Here is a 16,621-nt window from a genome sequence, read left to right as displayed (position 1 = left end):
AATTTGCGTAAGTAGATGAGGGGATGCTGCATAAGAAAGACTCCCCCAGCTGTGAAGTCGAGGTGCGGTAGTCCTGTCAAAAAACGACTGTTCGGTCATTATATAACCGTTTAGGCTGAGTTTTTTTTCTAGATCTATTGGGGATAGAGAACCTTTATATCCCCAAAAATCAAGTCCTCGAGGTTGAACTGGAGAGATGTCGATATGCTTATGAATGAGATTATTGAATCCATGGTTAAGAGGTCGGATGGAGAATGAGGAATAATCTGTTTTAAGTCCCATATTGAAGTCGTGCATCTCTTGTCCTACCATCAATTGATGCGTGAGGAGCAGGGCAATTATAAATGCAATCCCCTTAAATCTTATGCCTGAAATCTTGAAACAATTCATTTTAGGATAGGTATTAAAGAAATGTTTTTCCAGTTCTTTCGCTCCAAATGTTTTAGTTATGTCCCCATCGAGATCTATCTATCTCCTTTCTTTGCTTTGATGTATAGCCTCCGAAATTGTACTTTAGTCCAATAAATACCCCTCGTGTATCGGCATTGTTTTGCATATTAAAATGTTGCCCTCCATAACGGACATTCACTTTGGGAGTCATCATATTGGCAATATCAGTACAGCGCATAGTTAGAGTTGCACGACCTTTGGCAAAGGTGTACCTCATCCCAATCGCCAGCCCCAATGGGCTACTCAAATTGTAAATCCCCTGTATCGGATTGACAATGTAATATCCTTCTAAGTCCATCATAATATTGGGTTTCTTAGATATAGCGAGTGTGGCACTAAGTCCGTTGTAGGCTGTTAGGGCCATTCGATCAAAAGACATATCATGAAAGTGATCATGCTTGACGTGAGATACAAATAGGTTAAGCGTGTAGTTAAACTTCAAGTTTGGGGCAAGGGAGAAGGGGATTACAGACAATAGTCCAGTAGTTCGATTGAAGTCCCAATTTTGTGTTTGGGCAATCATCTTCGGTTCGATTGGGGACTGATAGAGTTGTTGGACGGCATACCTTGGTTGATAGGTGTGATATAGAGAAAATACATACCTCTGCTGGAGTATATAATTTAGGCGAGCTGTATATTCATTATAAGGCATCAAATAGGGATTGCCTCTACCCTCTAGGTAACCATCTATTGAGGTTAGATAAGGCCTCTTCTCCCAATAAGATGGATATACTTTGCCGGAGGTAAGTGAAAACTGGAAAATATTCTTCGAATTGAGAATGTATGAGATGTCCGCTTTAGGTATTATTATAAAACTATTTTCCTTGGAAAAGTTGCTGTATTCCCCCGTTAAAGATGCAGAGAGACTAAAACTATCGGAAAACTTCTTCCCAACCTTGATATAACCAGATGATATCCACTCTCTTAGTGTTTCTTTGATATCCTTTGTTTCAAGAGTTTTAGCTGATTGAAAGGCTTGGAAGTCTCGCTCGTTCGTGTAACTTGTATTGAGACCATAGCTTATTTGCCAACCGTAATGGAGCGCATGAGTGTTGTCAATGTAAGCCCTATAAGTTTCTAGATTCTGACCATAATGGGATATAAATGAATGATTTCTGTTTCGAGATATTATAGAGAAGTCTTGCTTACCACCGTAGACATAAGTCAAAAGAGATGCCCCAATTTGGAAGCCATTTGCATTCGTATAACTCAATGATAGGCTGTGCATAGTATCATCCTCTCTTTTCTGATTATTTCCTATTGCATTTGTTCCCTTTATCTCTAGATGTTTTTCGATAGAGGGGGTGTATTGGCCTGAGTAGCTTGCGCTAAGTTTCCCTGAACCAATCTTATAGTCAAGGTTGATGAAGCTGATATGAGCATGTCGTAGTACCTTCTGTTTGGAGGACTGTTCGAAGTCAAATACAGACGAACCAACGGAGTGGTGAGATAATAGTCTATTGTCCAGCAGTTGTTTACGATCGTCGTATGCATACATAAGAGATAGGGATAGTTTGTCTCTCGAGTAGTTTAGATTTATGCCTGATTTAAGGTTGAGGTACTTGTTGTGCTGTAGGGTTGTATATACCTCACCCTGCAAAAGGTTGCTTCGTTCCTCTTTCTTTTTTAGGATGATATTGATTACTGCTCCATGAACATGATATTGTGGGGGCGCATTATAGAAAACTTCCACAGACGCAATTTGAGATGCAGGCATGCTCTGAAGGAGCTGCTTCAATTGCCCTTGAGGCATTGGCGGTATCTGCCCGTTGATTGCTATCGTATAGCGTGGGCTGCCTACAAGAACTAGATCTTGGCCCTGTTGCGTTATGCCTGGTGTCCTCGATAGTATCGCATAGGCATCTAGAGCAGAGCTGCGCTCTAGTAGGGTTCTTGCATCGTACAATAGGGCTCCATCTCGTCCCCTGACCATAGGACGATGTGCCTTAATGACTAGCTCGGCGAGCTCTCGTGTGATCGCCTTCATGTAGATGTCTCCGATCTCCGAACGCTTAACTTTGGAGAAATAATCCTCGTAGTTGAGATGATGAGCTTGTAAGAGCAAAGAGTCCTCGCCAGGGGGCAATGTGATCTGAAACTCTCCTCTCTCGTCAGAGAGGGTAACAGCGATAGCGACAGAATCTAATGTCCGAATGACGATGGAGGCAGCAGCAATAGGAGCTTTGTCTGCTTTAGAAAAAACTCTACCCTTAATAGCCCGATTTTGAGCATCTAGACTATTTGTAAGAGTTAAAAGGGCAATGATGAATAAGAGTCTCCTAGAGACAAACATGCGGTTTGATGATAATGAATAGGACTGCATAATTCTAATCATTGAGTATTTCCTGTCTATTATTCTGTTTCTTCGATTTCTATTGATCCTGTGTGTGGCTCTATTTCGCTATTTTAGGACTCCCTTCAATAGCTGTGTGAGGGCTGTTTGGATCTCTTGTTCGGAGATATTTGTAAAATCTATGCCACAGAAAGTAGATACACCTCTATGCAGAGCTAGGTACTGTATCCCTGCTGTAAGGATGGATAATTGTACCCTCAGCATATTCGGAGATTCAGATCCTTTAGAATAGAAAGCGACCAAATTTTCTGTTTGATTTTCTCTCGCTTTTGCTACTTCGACAGCGGCCTCTAAGGGGGTGTCTTGGAGCTCGAGGCGAAGTAGAGAGTCTAGTAATCTGTCTTCTGAAATTTGTCTCCACAAAGAGAGCAAAATCTGCGTCAAATCTTCTGGTGTCTTGTTTAGCTTCTGGATAGGGAATTTTTTGTAGTACGACAACCAAAAGTCATGATCTCGGATGAACTTCTCGACATAAAACGCAAATCCCTCGGGATAACGTCTGTAGAATAGTGCTGGTTCTATCTCTGCTCGTTCACAAACCTCCTGAATAGAAAGTCTGCTAAATCCCTTTTCTCTTACAATCTCTTCCGTTGCCTTATCAATGAGCAGAGCAATTTCGGCAGAGGAGCGTCTCTTCCTAGGCATATTATATCTGTAGTCTTTTTAGGATACTATGAATAGTTTGGAAATGAGAAGATCTATATCGCTGTATGAATGTAAACTAGACAGAGCTAAGCGTAACCGAGGATCACATTTCGAGGTGTCTGGATAGCCGATAGGGACGATATAAATATCGTGCTGAAGCAAGCGTTTTGCCCACAAATCTGCCTCATCATAACTTGGGGTGAGTATCCCTATAATTGAGGAGGAAGATTCGGTAGTAGATAACCCGGTTTCTCGTAATTTCTTCTTCGCATACTGAGCTTTCTCTAATATTCACTGTTGTTCGTCCAACGATATGCTGGACGTTATGCCGCAAAGATAGACAATCCTGATTGTCTTACGGCACTGCGTCTGCATTTTTATTTACTCACCTCTTGGATCTAGTCCTTACTGTGTCTTAGGTGCTTCATCAGTGGGGTAGGGGATTACCTCTCTCTTTGGCTTAGGAGGGTGCCTCTGTTGGTCTTAGAGGGCAAAAAAGTACAAAGGGGGATGCCTTAAGGCATCCCCCTTTGTACTACTGGTGAGTCGCTTGGGGCTCGAACCCAAGACCCCATCATTAAAAGTGATGTGCTCTACCGACTGAGCTAGCGACTCTCCCTAAATGCCAAGACAAGCTTGGCCCACCTCGAAAGGCGGTGCAAAGATAGGTAGATAATACGACAAATCCAAATGGACATCCCTGCACTCTCTTGAACAGATGATTTTAATCTTCCTCAGATATCTTCTATCTAAAATCATATAATCTGTTCTGTAATTATTTATTTAATGAAAAGGTTACAAGATTTGTTTGCCTGGAGAAAATAATCTAAATTTGCGGCGAGGAATTAAATTCTCAACTAAATTGGATAACGGGTGTAAGCCTTGCAACACAATTCTGCGAATACCAGCTGCCCTCAAACTCTGTTTAGAGGAAATGGAGATAGAGCTGTAATTGGCTCTATCACAGAATTTTTTGTTTCCCAATTTACCCCCCCCCCCCTTGCCCCCCCCCCCCCCCCCCATGTAAAATAGTATTAAATCGTAGACCTTGCATAAGGATTCTTATTCGGCGATGCCTTAATCGGTGTCGCCCAGTGTTGCATATCCCTATGGAATACATGAGTATAACAACATAAAATCGTACAAAAATGGATAGAAAAGCATTTGAAATGAGAAGAAACGACTATGAAGCACCCAAAGTTGAGGTGATAGAACTAGGATCTCCTATGAACGTCTTGACAAACTTTTCCTTTGGGGGAGACTTGATCATAGATGATGGGGGAACTGAGTTTGGAGATTTTGAGGCTGGTGGTTCACTGGATGATGATCTATAGCTCTCTGTAGAATTGTATAATAACTTAGAAAAGAAAGACATGAATATATCGTTGATACGATGTCGAGTACGTTATGTCCTGTATTTGTTCGTTGGTTTGCTTGCTCTCTCTGCTTGCAAAGACAAAACAGAGCCTCTCAATGTGGATATAGAGGAGCTAATCAAGAGCAAAACCCCCCTCAAGAGGGATGCTAGGCTCCCTCTAAGCCTTTCCTTACCCCTGGAGGATGAGCAAGAAACGAGGGTTGGTGTAGGTCTTGAGGGGCACTCCCCCAATAATCCCTCGTACCTGCCTGAGCGAGATTGGTCTAGATGCGACTGGCATGAACAGAACAAAAGACCCCATATCCTCGTAGCCATCTCTAACGCCAATCATAAGCCTAGCCCTACAGGTGGTGTTTGGGAGAAGTTTAAGCATCTGCGCCCAGAGGAGTACGATATAACCCCAAGGTCAGGAAAAGCTCCGAAGGTATTTATTAAGAGTAATATAAATATTCCCCAGGGAAGGGTGTTGAGTGAGTTTAAGGTCTCAGTGATGGTAATAGACAGTGCCCATACGATTCCCGCAAGCTTTGAGCAGGATGGAACATTTGATCTTAACTTGACGAAAGAGTTTTCCGTACTCAAGAATGATGAGAAAAGAACTGATAACTTCTCGAACCTAGTATTCGTTTTGCCTCCGATCGATCTTAAGGATCATGTAGGGCCTAGGACTTCCGCGAACCCACCCAAAACCAATCTGCGCTTCGAGCTTCTGAGCACTGTTTTGGTTATCGAATTTGCTGACCCCGAAAACATGGGAGGCAGTGCTCCTTACAAGCATGTTCAGCTCGAAACAGGTGGGTTCACTCATTCAGCGAAGATTTCGATGAAGGGGATAGATAATACCACCCCTAGATCGGTTTGCAGGGTACTTCCTAGTTCTAAGGCTTTGAAGAAAGACTTTCAGAACGTCTTCCAGGGGGCATCCTCACGATATGTCCGTGCGATAACGATGGCTCTTCCCATCGAGACCACGCAGCCCACTTACAACTTTAAAGCTACTTATAGGAAAGATGGAGGGGCTTCTCCCAAGGTCCGCTCCTATGACCTGAAAAAGAAGCCCATGGTGAGTAAGGGTAAGATGGTATTCATAGACTTCGAGATCGAGGAAGCTCCCCTAGACAAGGCTAAGTATTTCCAAACGAAATGGAATACAGGATCGGATGGTAAAATCATTTTTTACGCAGCTGGTATCCACAACCGTAATAACGAAAAGATTGCCAGCACGCACAAGGCAAAGTTCTACTACCGAAAGTCCAACTCCCCCTCTAGTGCCTGGACTCCTTTTAGGATTAACGAGCCTAAATTGAGTGAGTGGGACGAACGAATTCAACCTCAGAAGGTGGAGCTTACGGGGCTTGATGCCAATACTGATTATGATATTTGGATGAAGAATCTGAGCTATTTTTCTTTGGTTGACTGGACGGATTATAGTTCTTATGGATCCTTAAATCCTGATATTAAGAAGGTTACTCTTTGGGGTACTTCCAATGAGTGGGGAACAGGAGGGCATATTTATAGTGATTCAGAGAAGGTTTGTCCCCTTTGTTTCGTCCGTGCAACCGAGCTTGAAGTAACAGCGAAAGACAAACCTAATTTCAAACATCTTAAGTGTGCAGATGCGATGTTTGCTGGGGCTGAGCGTTTCACTGGTACTCCGAATATCAACGAATGGGATATGTCTTCGGTTGTCTCGATGAAAAATATGTTTCAGGGAGCAACATCTTTCAATACTAATATATCTAGTTGGAATGTCTCTAATGTAAAAAATATGTCTTCTATGTTTGAGGGAGCAACATCTTTCAATGCTGATATATTTGGTTGGAATGTCTCTAATGTAACAGATATGTCTTCTATGTTTAAGGGAGCAACATCTTTCAATACTAATATATCTGGTTGGAATGTCTCTAATGTAACAACTATGGCTTCTATGTTTTCGGGAGCAACATCTTTCAATGCTGATATATCTGGTTGGAATGTCTCTAATGTAACATATATGTCTTATATGTTTGAGGAAGCAACAAATTTCAATCAGAATTTAACTGCTTGGAATATTTCCAATGTAATCGAAATGAGCAGCATGTTTAAGTCGGCCACTCGCTTCAATCAAGATCTTCTATGGGGGGAGAAGTTTAAAAATGTTAGGTTTGCGGGTTCCATGTTTAACTCTGCAAGAGCATTTAATGGAGATATATCTGCATGGGACACATCTAGCCTACAAAATGCTGATTCGATGTTTGAGAGTGCTGTAGCTTTCAATCGAGATATAAGCGGTTGGAATGTTTCTAAACTTAAAAGAATGGTCGGAATGTTTCGTTTTGCTAGTGCTTTCAATAGGAATTTGGGACGCTGGGTCTTCCCTAACAATGCCCAAATCGAGATGTTATTCGGAGGGAGTGGCATGAGTGAAGCAAATATTCAGGCAACCCTCCAGGGATGGGAGCGTACTGCTCTAGAAAATCCTAATGTTATGACAGATGCACTAATGACTATTTCTTCTAATGTTAGCAACGATTCATGGAATGGAAAAACAAATGCCGAGATCCGAAGGATACTGTCATGGTTTAGGGCTAATAGAGATTGGATCCTTTCTCCTTATTATTCTTATTAAGCTACAGGCAAGTACCCTGCTCCTCCTCAGGAGGGACAAGGGTCATCTCTAGGATGAAAAAGTAGAACGGGCAGACCTGCTGAGCGGGTCTGCCCGTTCGTTACTTCGGGTGGCAGATTGAGGTCTCGGTAGGGGTGCAGGTGAGGGATGATGGGGCATTCGGTTGAGCCCCCACCGAGAGCTCATCGGAGGCTTAGATAGGACTTCGATCGAGTTTCTATTTAGATCTCGATCGAGCTCCTATTTGACTCTCCATTGCACTCCTACTTAACCCTCATCGCCCCAGTGGCTAGGCCCTGAGCAGAGGGGGCGAATAAAAAGATCGAGCGAACCCCAATAGCGGGTTCGCTCGATCTGTATTGTGGCTGAGTCTCGAGGGGCGGATTACTTGCTCACAGCCTTGTCCGCAGGCTGATCGGCCGAGGGCTTGTAGTTGTCATTGAGATGCTTGATGAACTCCTCTGTGATGTCTGTAGCGTCCTCTGCGTAGAGCACTCCGACCTGGGTGAGCACCATCTTGTACTTACGATCCTTGATGAAGACCTTGAGCTCCTCCTGGATCTTATTCATCATATCCTCTAGCATCATCTGCTGCTTGGCAGCAAGCATCTGTGAGAGCTCAGCCTCGAGGGCCTGTGCCTCCTGTTGCATGCGTAGGATCTTGTTCTGCTCCTTCTGAGCAGCCTCCTGTGAGATGAAGGCGTTGATGCGAGCACGACGCTCGAAGTCCTGTGCAGCCTTCTGTAGGGCATTGCTCTTGCTCAAGAGGCGAGTACGTCCCTCCTCAGCGTCCTTGGACAGTTTGGTTTGGATCTCCTGCGAGAGCTTGTACTGAGAGGAGATGGAGTCCATGCGTACGTAAGCGATGGGGAAGTCGGCCTGAGCTGCGGAGGTGGTTGCCGATCCGGTAGCGTTGGACGAGCCAGAACCCTGGCAGCTGGTGAGTGAGAGCGATACGAAGGCAGCCACAGCGAGGGCAGCCGAAGCAATGAGATGTTTCTTTGCCATTGAGAGTGAATGTATTACTTTTTGTTTTTAGTGATCTATCGAGAGAGAAGTCTACTGCTGACAGGTGCTTAGAGCTCGTGTACCCGATCGGAGAGCTTGCGCCGCTCCAGCTCCTCTCGGTGCTGAGAGGTATGACAGGAGATGCCCTTGTCTCGCAAGGCCTTCTGCCCCCCTACATGGGTGTTGGGGAAGCCCCCCTTACGACGGAGCAAGATGCCCGTAGAGAGGAGCAAAATCGAGATTGATAGCAGAATCAGTGCAGCGATGAGCAGTAACTTCATTCTTTATTGTTATATTTGTTGCTGACAAAGGTAAGACTTTTCTTACTCATTAATAACACTCACTTTAAAGTAATCGAGATGGACATTACATCATTGAAGCCCCAGATCGTGTGGAAGTACTTCCATGAGATCACACAGGTACCTCGCCCTTCGAAGAAGGAAGGCAAGATCTTGGAGTACCTAGTCAATTTCGCTAAGCAGCATCAGCTGACCTACAAGCAGGATGAGGTGGGTAACATGGTTATCAGCAAGCCCGCAACCCCTGGCTACGAAGATAGAGAGACCGTTGTGCTACAGAGCCATGTGGACATGGTCTGCGAGAAGAACTCTGACAAGCAGCACAACTTCGACACTGACCCCATTCGCACCATCATCGATGGCGAGTGGATGCGTGCCGATGGTACAACCCTCGGTGCAGACAACGGTATCGGTTGCGCCGCCGAGCTGGCCATCCTGGCCTCTAACGACCTCGAACATGGTCCCCTTGAGTGCCTCTTCACTGTGGACGAAGAGACGGGTATGACGGGGGCAATGAACCTCAAGCCTGGCTTCTTCGAGGGGAAGATCCTGCTGAACCTCGACAGCGAAGACGAGGGCGAGCTCTTCATCGGCTGTGCTGGGGGGATGGGTGTGATCGCTATGTTCGAGCCCAAATACTCGGCCGACACGACGGACTACATCTTCTTCCAAGTTAAGGTGTTTGGTCTCAAGGGCGGACACTCAGGGGGCGATATCCATGTAGGCCTGGGCAATGCCAATAAGATTCTTACCCGCTTCCTCTATAGCCTCGAGAGCAATGGCCTCGATTGGGTACTAGCAGAGATCGGCGGAGGCAACCTGCACAATGCTATCCCTCGTGAGGCCCATGCGACCTTCGGCGTACGTGCCGAGGGCAAGGCCAAGGTCGAGGAGCTGCTCGCCAAGCTCCGCAGCGAGGTGCAGGACGAGCTCAAGCGTGTAGACCCCAACGTGAACCTCTCTCTCGAGAGTGTACAAGCCCCACAGTTCGTTATGGACTGCGACACCAAGCTGCGCCTTGTGCGTGCCCTCTACGCTTGTCCTCATGGTGTGCTCGGCATGAGCCACGAGATTGAGGATCTGGTCGAGACCTCTAACAATCTGGCCTCGATCAAGACCGTTGATGGCGGTAAGATCCGAGTAGAGACTAGCCAGAGAAGCTCCACTGAGTCTTTGCGCAATAGCACTGCCGAGATGGTGAAGTCCATCTTCGAGCTTGCTGGTGCACAGGCCGATATTCGTGATCCATACCCTGGTTGGAAGCCCAATGCCGACTCGCCCATCCTCAAGGCAGCAGCGGAGTCTTATCGTCGCCTCTTCGGCAAGGATGCCAAGGTCAAGGCCATCCATGCAGGCCTCGAGTGCGGTCTGATCCTGGATGTCTTCCCAGGTCTCGACATGGTTTCGTTCGGCCCTACGCTACGTGATGTGCATTCACCTGCAGAGCGCATTGAGATCAAGACTGTCGATCTGTGGTGGAGACACCTGCTGGAGGTACTCAAGGACATCCCTAAGAAGTAGTTGCTACTAGCCCCCGATGGGGCTCAAGCGAAGCCTCCCCCACCTGCCTCTTGACAAGGCGGGTGGGGGAGGCTTATCTTTGTTACCTCCAGGCAGAGGTCTTGATCCGAAGGTTAGCGGTCAGAGTCGTCCTCGACTGCTCTAGTAGAGCAGCACAAGGCAGAGCAGCACGAGGCTATATATGCCTAGGATGATGAGCTTGGTGCGCCTCGTGTAGAAGGAGAGTAGGGACATATGCCGTATGGATAGCGGCAGGAGGGCTAGTTGGAGCAGCAACACCGCCTGCTCCGATTGCCATACGAGACTCGAGAGGATGAGCAGTAGCGATAGCCGATTGAGCGCAGTGCCATAGTCCCTACGGCGCACATTGTCCCGAGCATGGAGGCCCGAGAGGCCAATGACGCTCAGCACCCACAGCAGGATGATGAGGTAGAAGGGGAGGTAACTCATCCATTCCCCACCATCACGGAGCGGGAAGTCCCATATTGAGGATCGAACATCGATCCAGAGCTCCCGTAGATACTCCTGCATACCCAACTGGGGGAAGATCCAGCTTGCCGGGATGACGATCCAGGCCACGACGAAGAACCCTATGAGCATCCCTAGCGCATTGCGTAGTGAAAGAGCTCGCAGAGGATAGAGCAGGTAGAGCAAGATCGGGAGCAGCATGAGGTAGTGTAGCTGATAGGTGGCTAGCACCCCGAGCAGTAGGCCCGTGGGGAAAGTGTATCTAGAGGCACTCTGTATCTGATATGCCCCGAAGAGCAGATAGAGCATGAGCCCTAGGGTCAAGAGTGGCACTAGCGAGCTCAGATGATACCAGCCTAGCGATAGGGCTGTACAGCCTAGTAACATCAGCCCGAGGCCTGGTTGCCGCTCTTGCTGGAGCATGTATTGCTCCGAGAGCTGCCGCATCAGCAGGCTGAGAAGGATGAGGCCACCGAGTCCCATGACTAGAGCCCCAGGCTGTGCTCCTGTGTGCCAGAGTATCTCAATAGGCCAGGGGCGTATCTGAAGCCCGAGATAGTGGCAGAGGCTTAGGACGAGAGCGAGCCCGAGGACTGTGGGGTAGAGGGTCGAGGCAGGGAGATTCTGTTTGCCGTTCATTTGTCTAGGGATGTTGTCTAGATTTTTTGTTTGCTTCAAACTCAATACGGCAGGCCGTCCAGAGCTAGACTTTATCGAGCTCTTGGGCAACCTGCCGTAGGTAGAGGGTATCCGCTGGGCTCTATTGTCCCAGCTCGAGGAGGTCTCGACCGATGTCTCGGCGGAAGTTCTTCCCCTGAAAGCGAATACTCTTGGCCAGGTGATTGCTCCGCTCCATGGCTTCCTCTAGGGTGTCGCCATAGCAGGTTGCCGTGAGTACTCGTCCGCCATTGGTCAGCAGCATGCCACCCTCGCTCTTCGTCCCGGCATGGAAGATCATTGCTCCCTCGGGGAGGTCGGGCAGGGTAATAGCTTGCCCAGTGGTATAGCTCCTGGGGTAACCCTCGCTGGCTAGTACGACGGTCGTTACCGTTCGAGGGTCGATCTTGAGCTCGTAGTCCCCTAGAGCTCCATTGCCTATGCGCAGTAGCAGCTCGACAAAGTCCGACTGTATGCGCAGCATGACGCTTTGGGTCTCTGGGTCTCCCATGCGGCAGTTATACTCGATGACGTAGGGAGCTCCGTCTACATTCATCAGCCCGGCGAAGATGAAGCCTCGGTAGTCTATCCCCTCGACCATCAGGCCTGCGATCGTAGGGCGTACGACCTCCTCCTCGACACGAGCCATGAAGGCTTCGTCGGCGAAGAGGACGGGAGAGACGGAGCCCATCCCACCGGTGTTGAGGCCAGTCTCTCCCTCACCGATGCGCTTGTAGTCCTTGGCTACGGGGAGGATGCGCCAGTCTTGACCGTCTGTGGCGATGAAGACCGAGCACTCGATCCCATGCAGGTACTCCTCGATGACGACGCAGCTGCTGGCCTTACCGAAGCGACCAGAGAGCATCTCACCGAGCTCCTGCTCAGCCTCTTCTAGCGTTTGGGCGATGATCACCCCCTTGCCCGCTGCTAGACCGTCGGCCTTGAGGACGTAGGGGGCATTCAACTCTCGTAAGAAGGCTCGGGCAGCCTCTATCTCATCAGCCCTGAAGCTGCGATAGGCTGCTGTCGGGATGCCATGACGTTGCATGAAGGCCTTGCTATAGTCCTTGCTCCCCTCGAGCCGTGCCCCAGCAGCATCAGGGCCAACGATAGGTAGCTCGGCGAGGTCTTCCTGCTCGAGGACGTAGTCCACCAGGCCGAGCACGAGGGGTTCTTCTGGCCCTACAACCAGCAGCTCGATCCGTTCCTTGCGGATGAACTCCACGATCGCAGGGAAGTCCTTCGGGTTTAGCCCTGGCAGGCAAGTACCGAGCGAGACCATCCCCGGATTGCCTGGGGCGATAAATAGTTGGGTGCAGTTAGGGCTCTGGGCGATGCGCCATGCTAGGGCATGCTCTCTTCCTCCAGAGCCGAGTAGGAGGATGTTCATAGGTGATCTTGGAAGTAGCGAGTAATGACTTTGTTCAGGTGTACACGGTCTGGGCCTATGACATTGTGCGGATGCTCAGGGTAGAGCATGTAGTCGGGCAGAGAGCCAGCCTTTACTGCGGCCTTGACGAAGAGTAGCGTATGCTGCCAAATAACCACTGGGTCGATAGTCCCGTGGATCATCAGCAGGCGGCCACGCAGGTCTGCGGCACGGTGCAGTAGATTATTGGCTCGATAGCCCTCGGGGTTCTCCTGTGGGGTGTCCATGTAGCGTTCGCCATACATAGCCTCATATCGGCTCCAGTCCATCACTCCACCGCCAGCGACACCTACCTTGAAGGTCTCTGGATGGGTGAGCATGAGGTTCGTTGTCATGAAGCCGCCATAGCTCCAGCCGTAGACTCCGATCCGCTGCCCATCGACATAAGGAAGCGAACGGAGGAAGTCTACACCCCGCATCTGGTCTGCCATCTCGTGCGTACCGATGCAGCGGTGGATTACTTGCTCAAACTTAGCCCCTCGATAGGCTGATCCTCGCCCATCGACTGTGAAGATGACATAGCCTAGTGTGGCCATGTGTAGCTCCCATCCTCGTGCTGCAGCTCGATAACGGTTCTGAACGAGCTGGGCATGAGGACCATTATAGACGTATATGATCGTGGGGTAACGCTTATTGGGATCGAAGTTTGTCGGCTTGATCAGACGATAATACAGGTCGGTCTCTTGGTCTGCCGCCTTGATCGTTCCGAGCTCGATTATAGGTCTAGCATAGTCGAGCTCAGGGTGGCGAGCCGTCAGCATCGTACGCAGTTGCTTGCCCTGAGTTGTATAGAGCTTGATCTGGCGAGCTACCTCGGTCGATTCATAGTGGTCGATGAAGTGCTTGCCATCGGCCGATAGGCGAGGGCTGTGCCAGCCCGCCTCAGGGGTTAGGGGGCGTTTCTTGCCCGTTGCGATGCTGAGGCTATAGAGGTTGCGCCCGAGCGGACTCTCCTCGGTTGAGAGGTAATAGAGCTGCTTGCCATCGGGGGAGAAGTCGAGCACGCTCACGACCTCCCATTCTCCCCGAGTAAGCTGACGAATCAGTCTGCCCTCAGTGTTGTAGAGGTAGAGGTGATCCCAACCATCTCTGCGTGATTGCCAAATGAAAAGGTTATTCTTCCCAGGAACGAAGCGGGCAGGGTAACGAGGCTCTATATAGCGGTCATCTTCCTCGACGAAGAGAGTGCGTAGGGCTTTGCCCGTAGTCGGGTCAAAGGCCTTCAGTTCACTCCTATTCTGCGCCCTATTCACCTCGGCAACGAAGATCTCCCCTCCATCAGGACTCCAACACACGTTGGTGAGGTAGGTCTCGCCAGGGGTACTGGTCTGTAGGTAAATGGTCTGCTTTGTGTCTAGATCATAGACACCAATGCTGACGTGGTGGATAGGCATTCCCGCCATGGGGTAATACTGCTGCTCGGCGTAGGGCTTGCGGTCATTAACGTGCAGGATGGGGTAGGGATGCACCATGCTCTGATCCATACGATAGTAGGCCAAGCGTCGGCCATTGGGACTCCAAAAGAGCCCTCCATCGATGCCAAACTCATTCTGATGCACAGACTGCCCATAGACGATCTCGGCCGAGCCATCCTGGGTGAGGGTGGTGTGGTGAGGATTGTCTGCCGTGAGGCTCTCGATCTCGAGCTGATGCCCTCGCACCACTGCTCGATAGCTCAAGTCGGGACTGATCAGCTCGGCCTTGATCTCCTCCGCTCGAGGGTAACTCGCCAGGAGCTTCTTTGCCCTAGGGTCGACGATGTAGTGCCCAGTAGAGGAGCTGAGCTTGAGCAGATCTTTCCGTGCTCCTATCACTCGAAAGGAGGGGAAGCTCTTGCCCCTAAACCCGGTCTCTTGCTCTCCGACCAAGCTCTGTAGATCCTCTAGAGAGAGCAGGGTACGTTCGCTGACCTTGCTGCCTGGGCGACCGATGACTAGCCTCTTGCCATCGACATAGATATAGTCGCTACCCAGCCATTGTAGGGCAGGGATATTGCGAGGCTGTAGATAGGCAGGGTTGCCCGCTGTGTACTGCTCTAGGGTGAGCGTTGGTCTGCTGGCGGTCTCTTGAGCCGACAGCGGACACGTCGTGAGTGTCATACCGAGAATGAAGCTCCCAATGAGTTTTGTATTCATATTGATCGAACTAATGTGTTGGTGTACTAAGTACTAATCGCCTGCCTCGTCCTCTGCTCGGAAGACCTGAAAGCCCCCACGCTTGGGGTTGCGGCGACGCTCCCTGCCCTCCTGGTCTGTGTAGCGGAAGCGATCACTAGGCCAGAGACGCTGAGGGCTACGCCTGTCTGACCGAGGCTTGTCCTTCCCCTGGGCTCTGCGCTCGCCTAAGGCCTTCCTCTCAGACGGCTTCTGCCCTCCTCGGGTTCTGTCGCCAAAGCTCTTGCCCTCTCGAGGGGCATGCCCCCGAAGACCTCTTTTGTCTCTAAGTTGCCCCTCCTCTCTGCGACCTCTGTAGGGCTTATCCTGGTCGTAGCCTGCGGTGTCCCGTGGGGCTGGTCTGTAGGAGGAGCGAGGCTCACGAGGACGGCTCTTGAAGTCCTCTCGTCTGCCAGCGAAGAGTTCATAGCCTCGCAGTTCACACTCGAGAGAGCCATTCATGAGCTTGACTCGCTTGCTCGCACGCAGGCCAATGTGGTCAAAGTGCTCGGCCTTGTAAGCGATGATGTAGGCTGTGCAGCCGCTGAAGTTGTGCTTGAGCCGCTCGCCGATCATGCTGTAGAGCTCGGAGGCATCCTGTAGCTTAAGCCGCTCACCATAGGGAGGGTTCATGACGATGAGGGCTGGCTGTGTAGGCTGAGGCCTCTGCTGTAGGGGCATGATCTCCAGCTCGATGTTGCGGGCCAGGCCTGCTCTAGCGACATTTCGCTCGGTAATGCGGATAGCCTCTCGGAGTACGTCCGAGCCATAGATCTTATGTTCGAAGACTCGCTCGTGGCTGTCATCCTCATACAATCTGTGGAAGAGCTCAGGGTCGTAGTCTCGCCAACGCTCGAAGGCAAAGCCCTTGCGATAGATCCCAGGCGAGATGCCTCGGGCGATCAAGGCTGCCTCGATGAGGAATGTCCCTGAGCCACACATCGGATCGATGAGGTCTGTCTCCCCCCTCCAGCCAGCCATCAGGAGGATGCCTGCTGCCAAGACTTCGTTGATGGGAGCCTCAGTCTGTACGGCCCGATAGCCACGCTTGTGTAGACTCTCGCCCGAGCTGTCGAGCGATAGGGTTACCTCCTGGTGCGAGATGTGGATATTGAAGTATATATCTGGATTATCTAGGCGTACAGAGGGCCGCTTGTCCTCGAGGGCTCTGAAGTAGTCTACGATAGCGTCCTTAGTCCGATAGCCGACATACTTACTGTGGGTGAAGCTGTCGGAGTAAACCACGGTGTCTATGGAGAAGGTCTGATCGGAGCTCATCACCTCCTGCCAGGCGAATCTACTGAGGGCCTCGTAGAGCTCGTCGGGGTTGGAGGCCTTGAAGGTGTATATCGGCTTAAGGATCCGCAGGGCAGTCCTAAGGCGCAGGTTAGCCTCGTAGAGGAGGCTCTTGTCGCCAGTGAAGGCCACCATGCGGTTGCCTATCTCTATATCCTTCGCTCCGAGGGCCTCTAGCTCCTGGGCCAATACCTCCTCGAGAGAGAGGAGGGTCTTGGCGATCATTCGAAATAGCATAAGTCTGGTTATAGTCAAGAAGGCTGTGTCGCAAGGCGTATGATGTGTCGCTCTGGAGATCCAGAGGGTTTCTCATAGACCTTTTGCGACACAGCCTCTTTTAGTTTTGTATGGACGTT

General features: G+C 49.9%; 11 protein-coding genes and 1 tRNA gene. 3 read left to right on the top strand and 9 right to left on the bottom strand.

Annotated features, from left to right (window positions below):
- Positions 1–442 precede the first annotated feature (442 nt).
- The 3 genes from HQ37_RS02210 to HQ37_RS02200 all read right to left on the bottom strand — a co-directional run bounded on the left by HQ37_RS02210 (position 443) and on the right by HQ37_RS02200 (position 4,063).
- The gene (locus HQ37_RS02210) at positions 443–2,785 is read right to left on the bottom strand and encodes a TonB-dependent receptor (protein ID WP_036879751.1); all 2,343 of its coding nucleotides are present in this window, start codon (positions 2,783–2,785) and stop codon (positions 443–445) included.
- A gap of 66 nt (positions 2,786–2,851) precedes the next feature.
- Positions 2,852–3,448 (bottom strand): TetR/AcrR family transcriptional regulator, encoded by a 597-nt coding sequence (locus HQ37_RS08440; protein ID WP_052080698.1) that lies wholly within the window; start codon positions 3,446–3,448, stop codon positions 2,852–2,854.
- A 539-nt stretch (positions 3,449–3,987) separates the two neighbouring features.
- A tRNA-Lys gene (locus HQ37_RS02200) sits at positions 3,988–4,063 on the bottom strand.
- A gap of 533 nt (positions 4,064–4,596) precedes the next feature.
- On the opposite strand from HQ37_RS02200, the gene HQ37_RS02195 reads away from it, so the two are divergent.
- Positions 4,597–4,782: a hypothetical protein gene (locus HQ37_RS02195; RefSeq protein WP_036879749.1), complete on the top strand. Its 186-nt coding sequence runs from the start codon at positions 4,597–4,599 to the stop codon at positions 4,780–4,782.
- A gap of 141 nt (positions 4,783–4,923) precedes the next feature.
- Positions 4,924–7,434, top strand: a complete 2,511-nt coding sequence (locus HQ37_RS08040; protein ID WP_160215059.1) for a BspA family leucine-rich repeat surface protein — start codon at positions 4,924–4,926, stop codon at positions 7,432–7,434.
- Positions 7,435–7,818: 384 nt separating this feature from the next.
- Here the strand turns inward: HQ37_RS08040 and HQ37_RS02185 are convergent, their stop codons facing one another.
- Positions 7,819–8,442 carry an OmpH family outer membrane protein gene (locus HQ37_RS02185; protein WP_052080696.1) on the bottom strand — a complete coding sequence of 208 codons (624 nt, stop codon included), beginning with the start codon at positions 8,440–8,442 and terminating at the stop codon, positions 7,819–7,821.
- Positions 8,443–8,510: 68 nt separating this feature from the next.
- Positions 8,511–8,723: a hypothetical protein gene (locus tag HQ37_RS02180; RefSeq protein WP_036879747.1), complete on the bottom strand. Its 213-nt coding sequence runs from the start codon at positions 8,721–8,723 to the stop codon at positions 8,511–8,513.
- Between the two features lie 78 nt (positions 8,724–8,801).
- Between HQ37_RS02180 and HQ37_RS02175 the strand changes: the two genes are divergently transcribed.
- Positions 8,802–10,262 carry an aminoacyl-histidine dipeptidase gene (locus HQ37_RS02175; RefSeq protein WP_036879744.1) on the top strand — a complete coding sequence of 487 codons (1,461 nt, stop codon included), beginning with the start codon at positions 8,802–8,804 and terminating at the stop codon, positions 10,260–10,262.
- 141 nt (positions 10,263–10,403) lie between these two features.
- On the opposite strand, the gene HQ37_RS02170 is transcribed toward HQ37_RS02175, so the two are convergent.
- The 4 genes from HQ37_RS02170 to HQ37_RS02155 form a co-directional block, all read right to left on the bottom strand.
- The gene (locus HQ37_RS02170; protein WP_036879741.1) at positions 10,404–11,369 is read right to left on the bottom strand and encodes a hypothetical protein; all 966 of its coding nucleotides are present in this window, start codon (positions 11,367–11,369) and stop codon (positions 10,404–10,406) included.
- 121 nt (positions 11,370–11,490) lie between these two features.
- On the bottom strand, positions 11,491–12,777 hold the full coding sequence (purD, locus tag HQ37_RS02165; protein WP_036879739.1) for a phosphoribosylamine--glycine ligase: 1,287 nt from the start codon (positions 12,775–12,777) through the stop codon (positions 11,491–11,493).
- Entirely contained in the window at positions 12,774–14,951 is a 2,178-nt protein-coding gene (locus HQ37_RS02160) for a S9 family peptidase (protein ID WP_052080695.1), read from the bottom strand. Before HQ37_RS02160 ends, purD begins: the two co-directional genes overlap by 4 nt.
- A 33-nt stretch (positions 14,952–14,984) precedes the next feature.
- Positions 14,985–16,502 carry an RNA methyltransferase gene (locus tag HQ37_RS02155; protein WP_052080694.1) on the bottom strand — a complete coding sequence of 506 codons (1,518 nt, stop codon included), beginning with the start codon at positions 16,500–16,502 and terminating at the stop codon, positions 14,985–14,987.
- Positions 16,503–16,621: the final 119 nt, after the last annotated feature.

The sequence above is a fragment of the Porphyromonas sp. COT-239 OH1446 genome (assembly GCF_000768875.1).
Lineage (GTDB): Bacteria > Bacteroidota > Bacteroidia > Bacteroidales > Porphyromonadaceae > Porphyromonas.
Note: the sequence above shows the minus strand (reverse complement) of the source record. Positions and strands in the feature narration are given on the sequence as shown.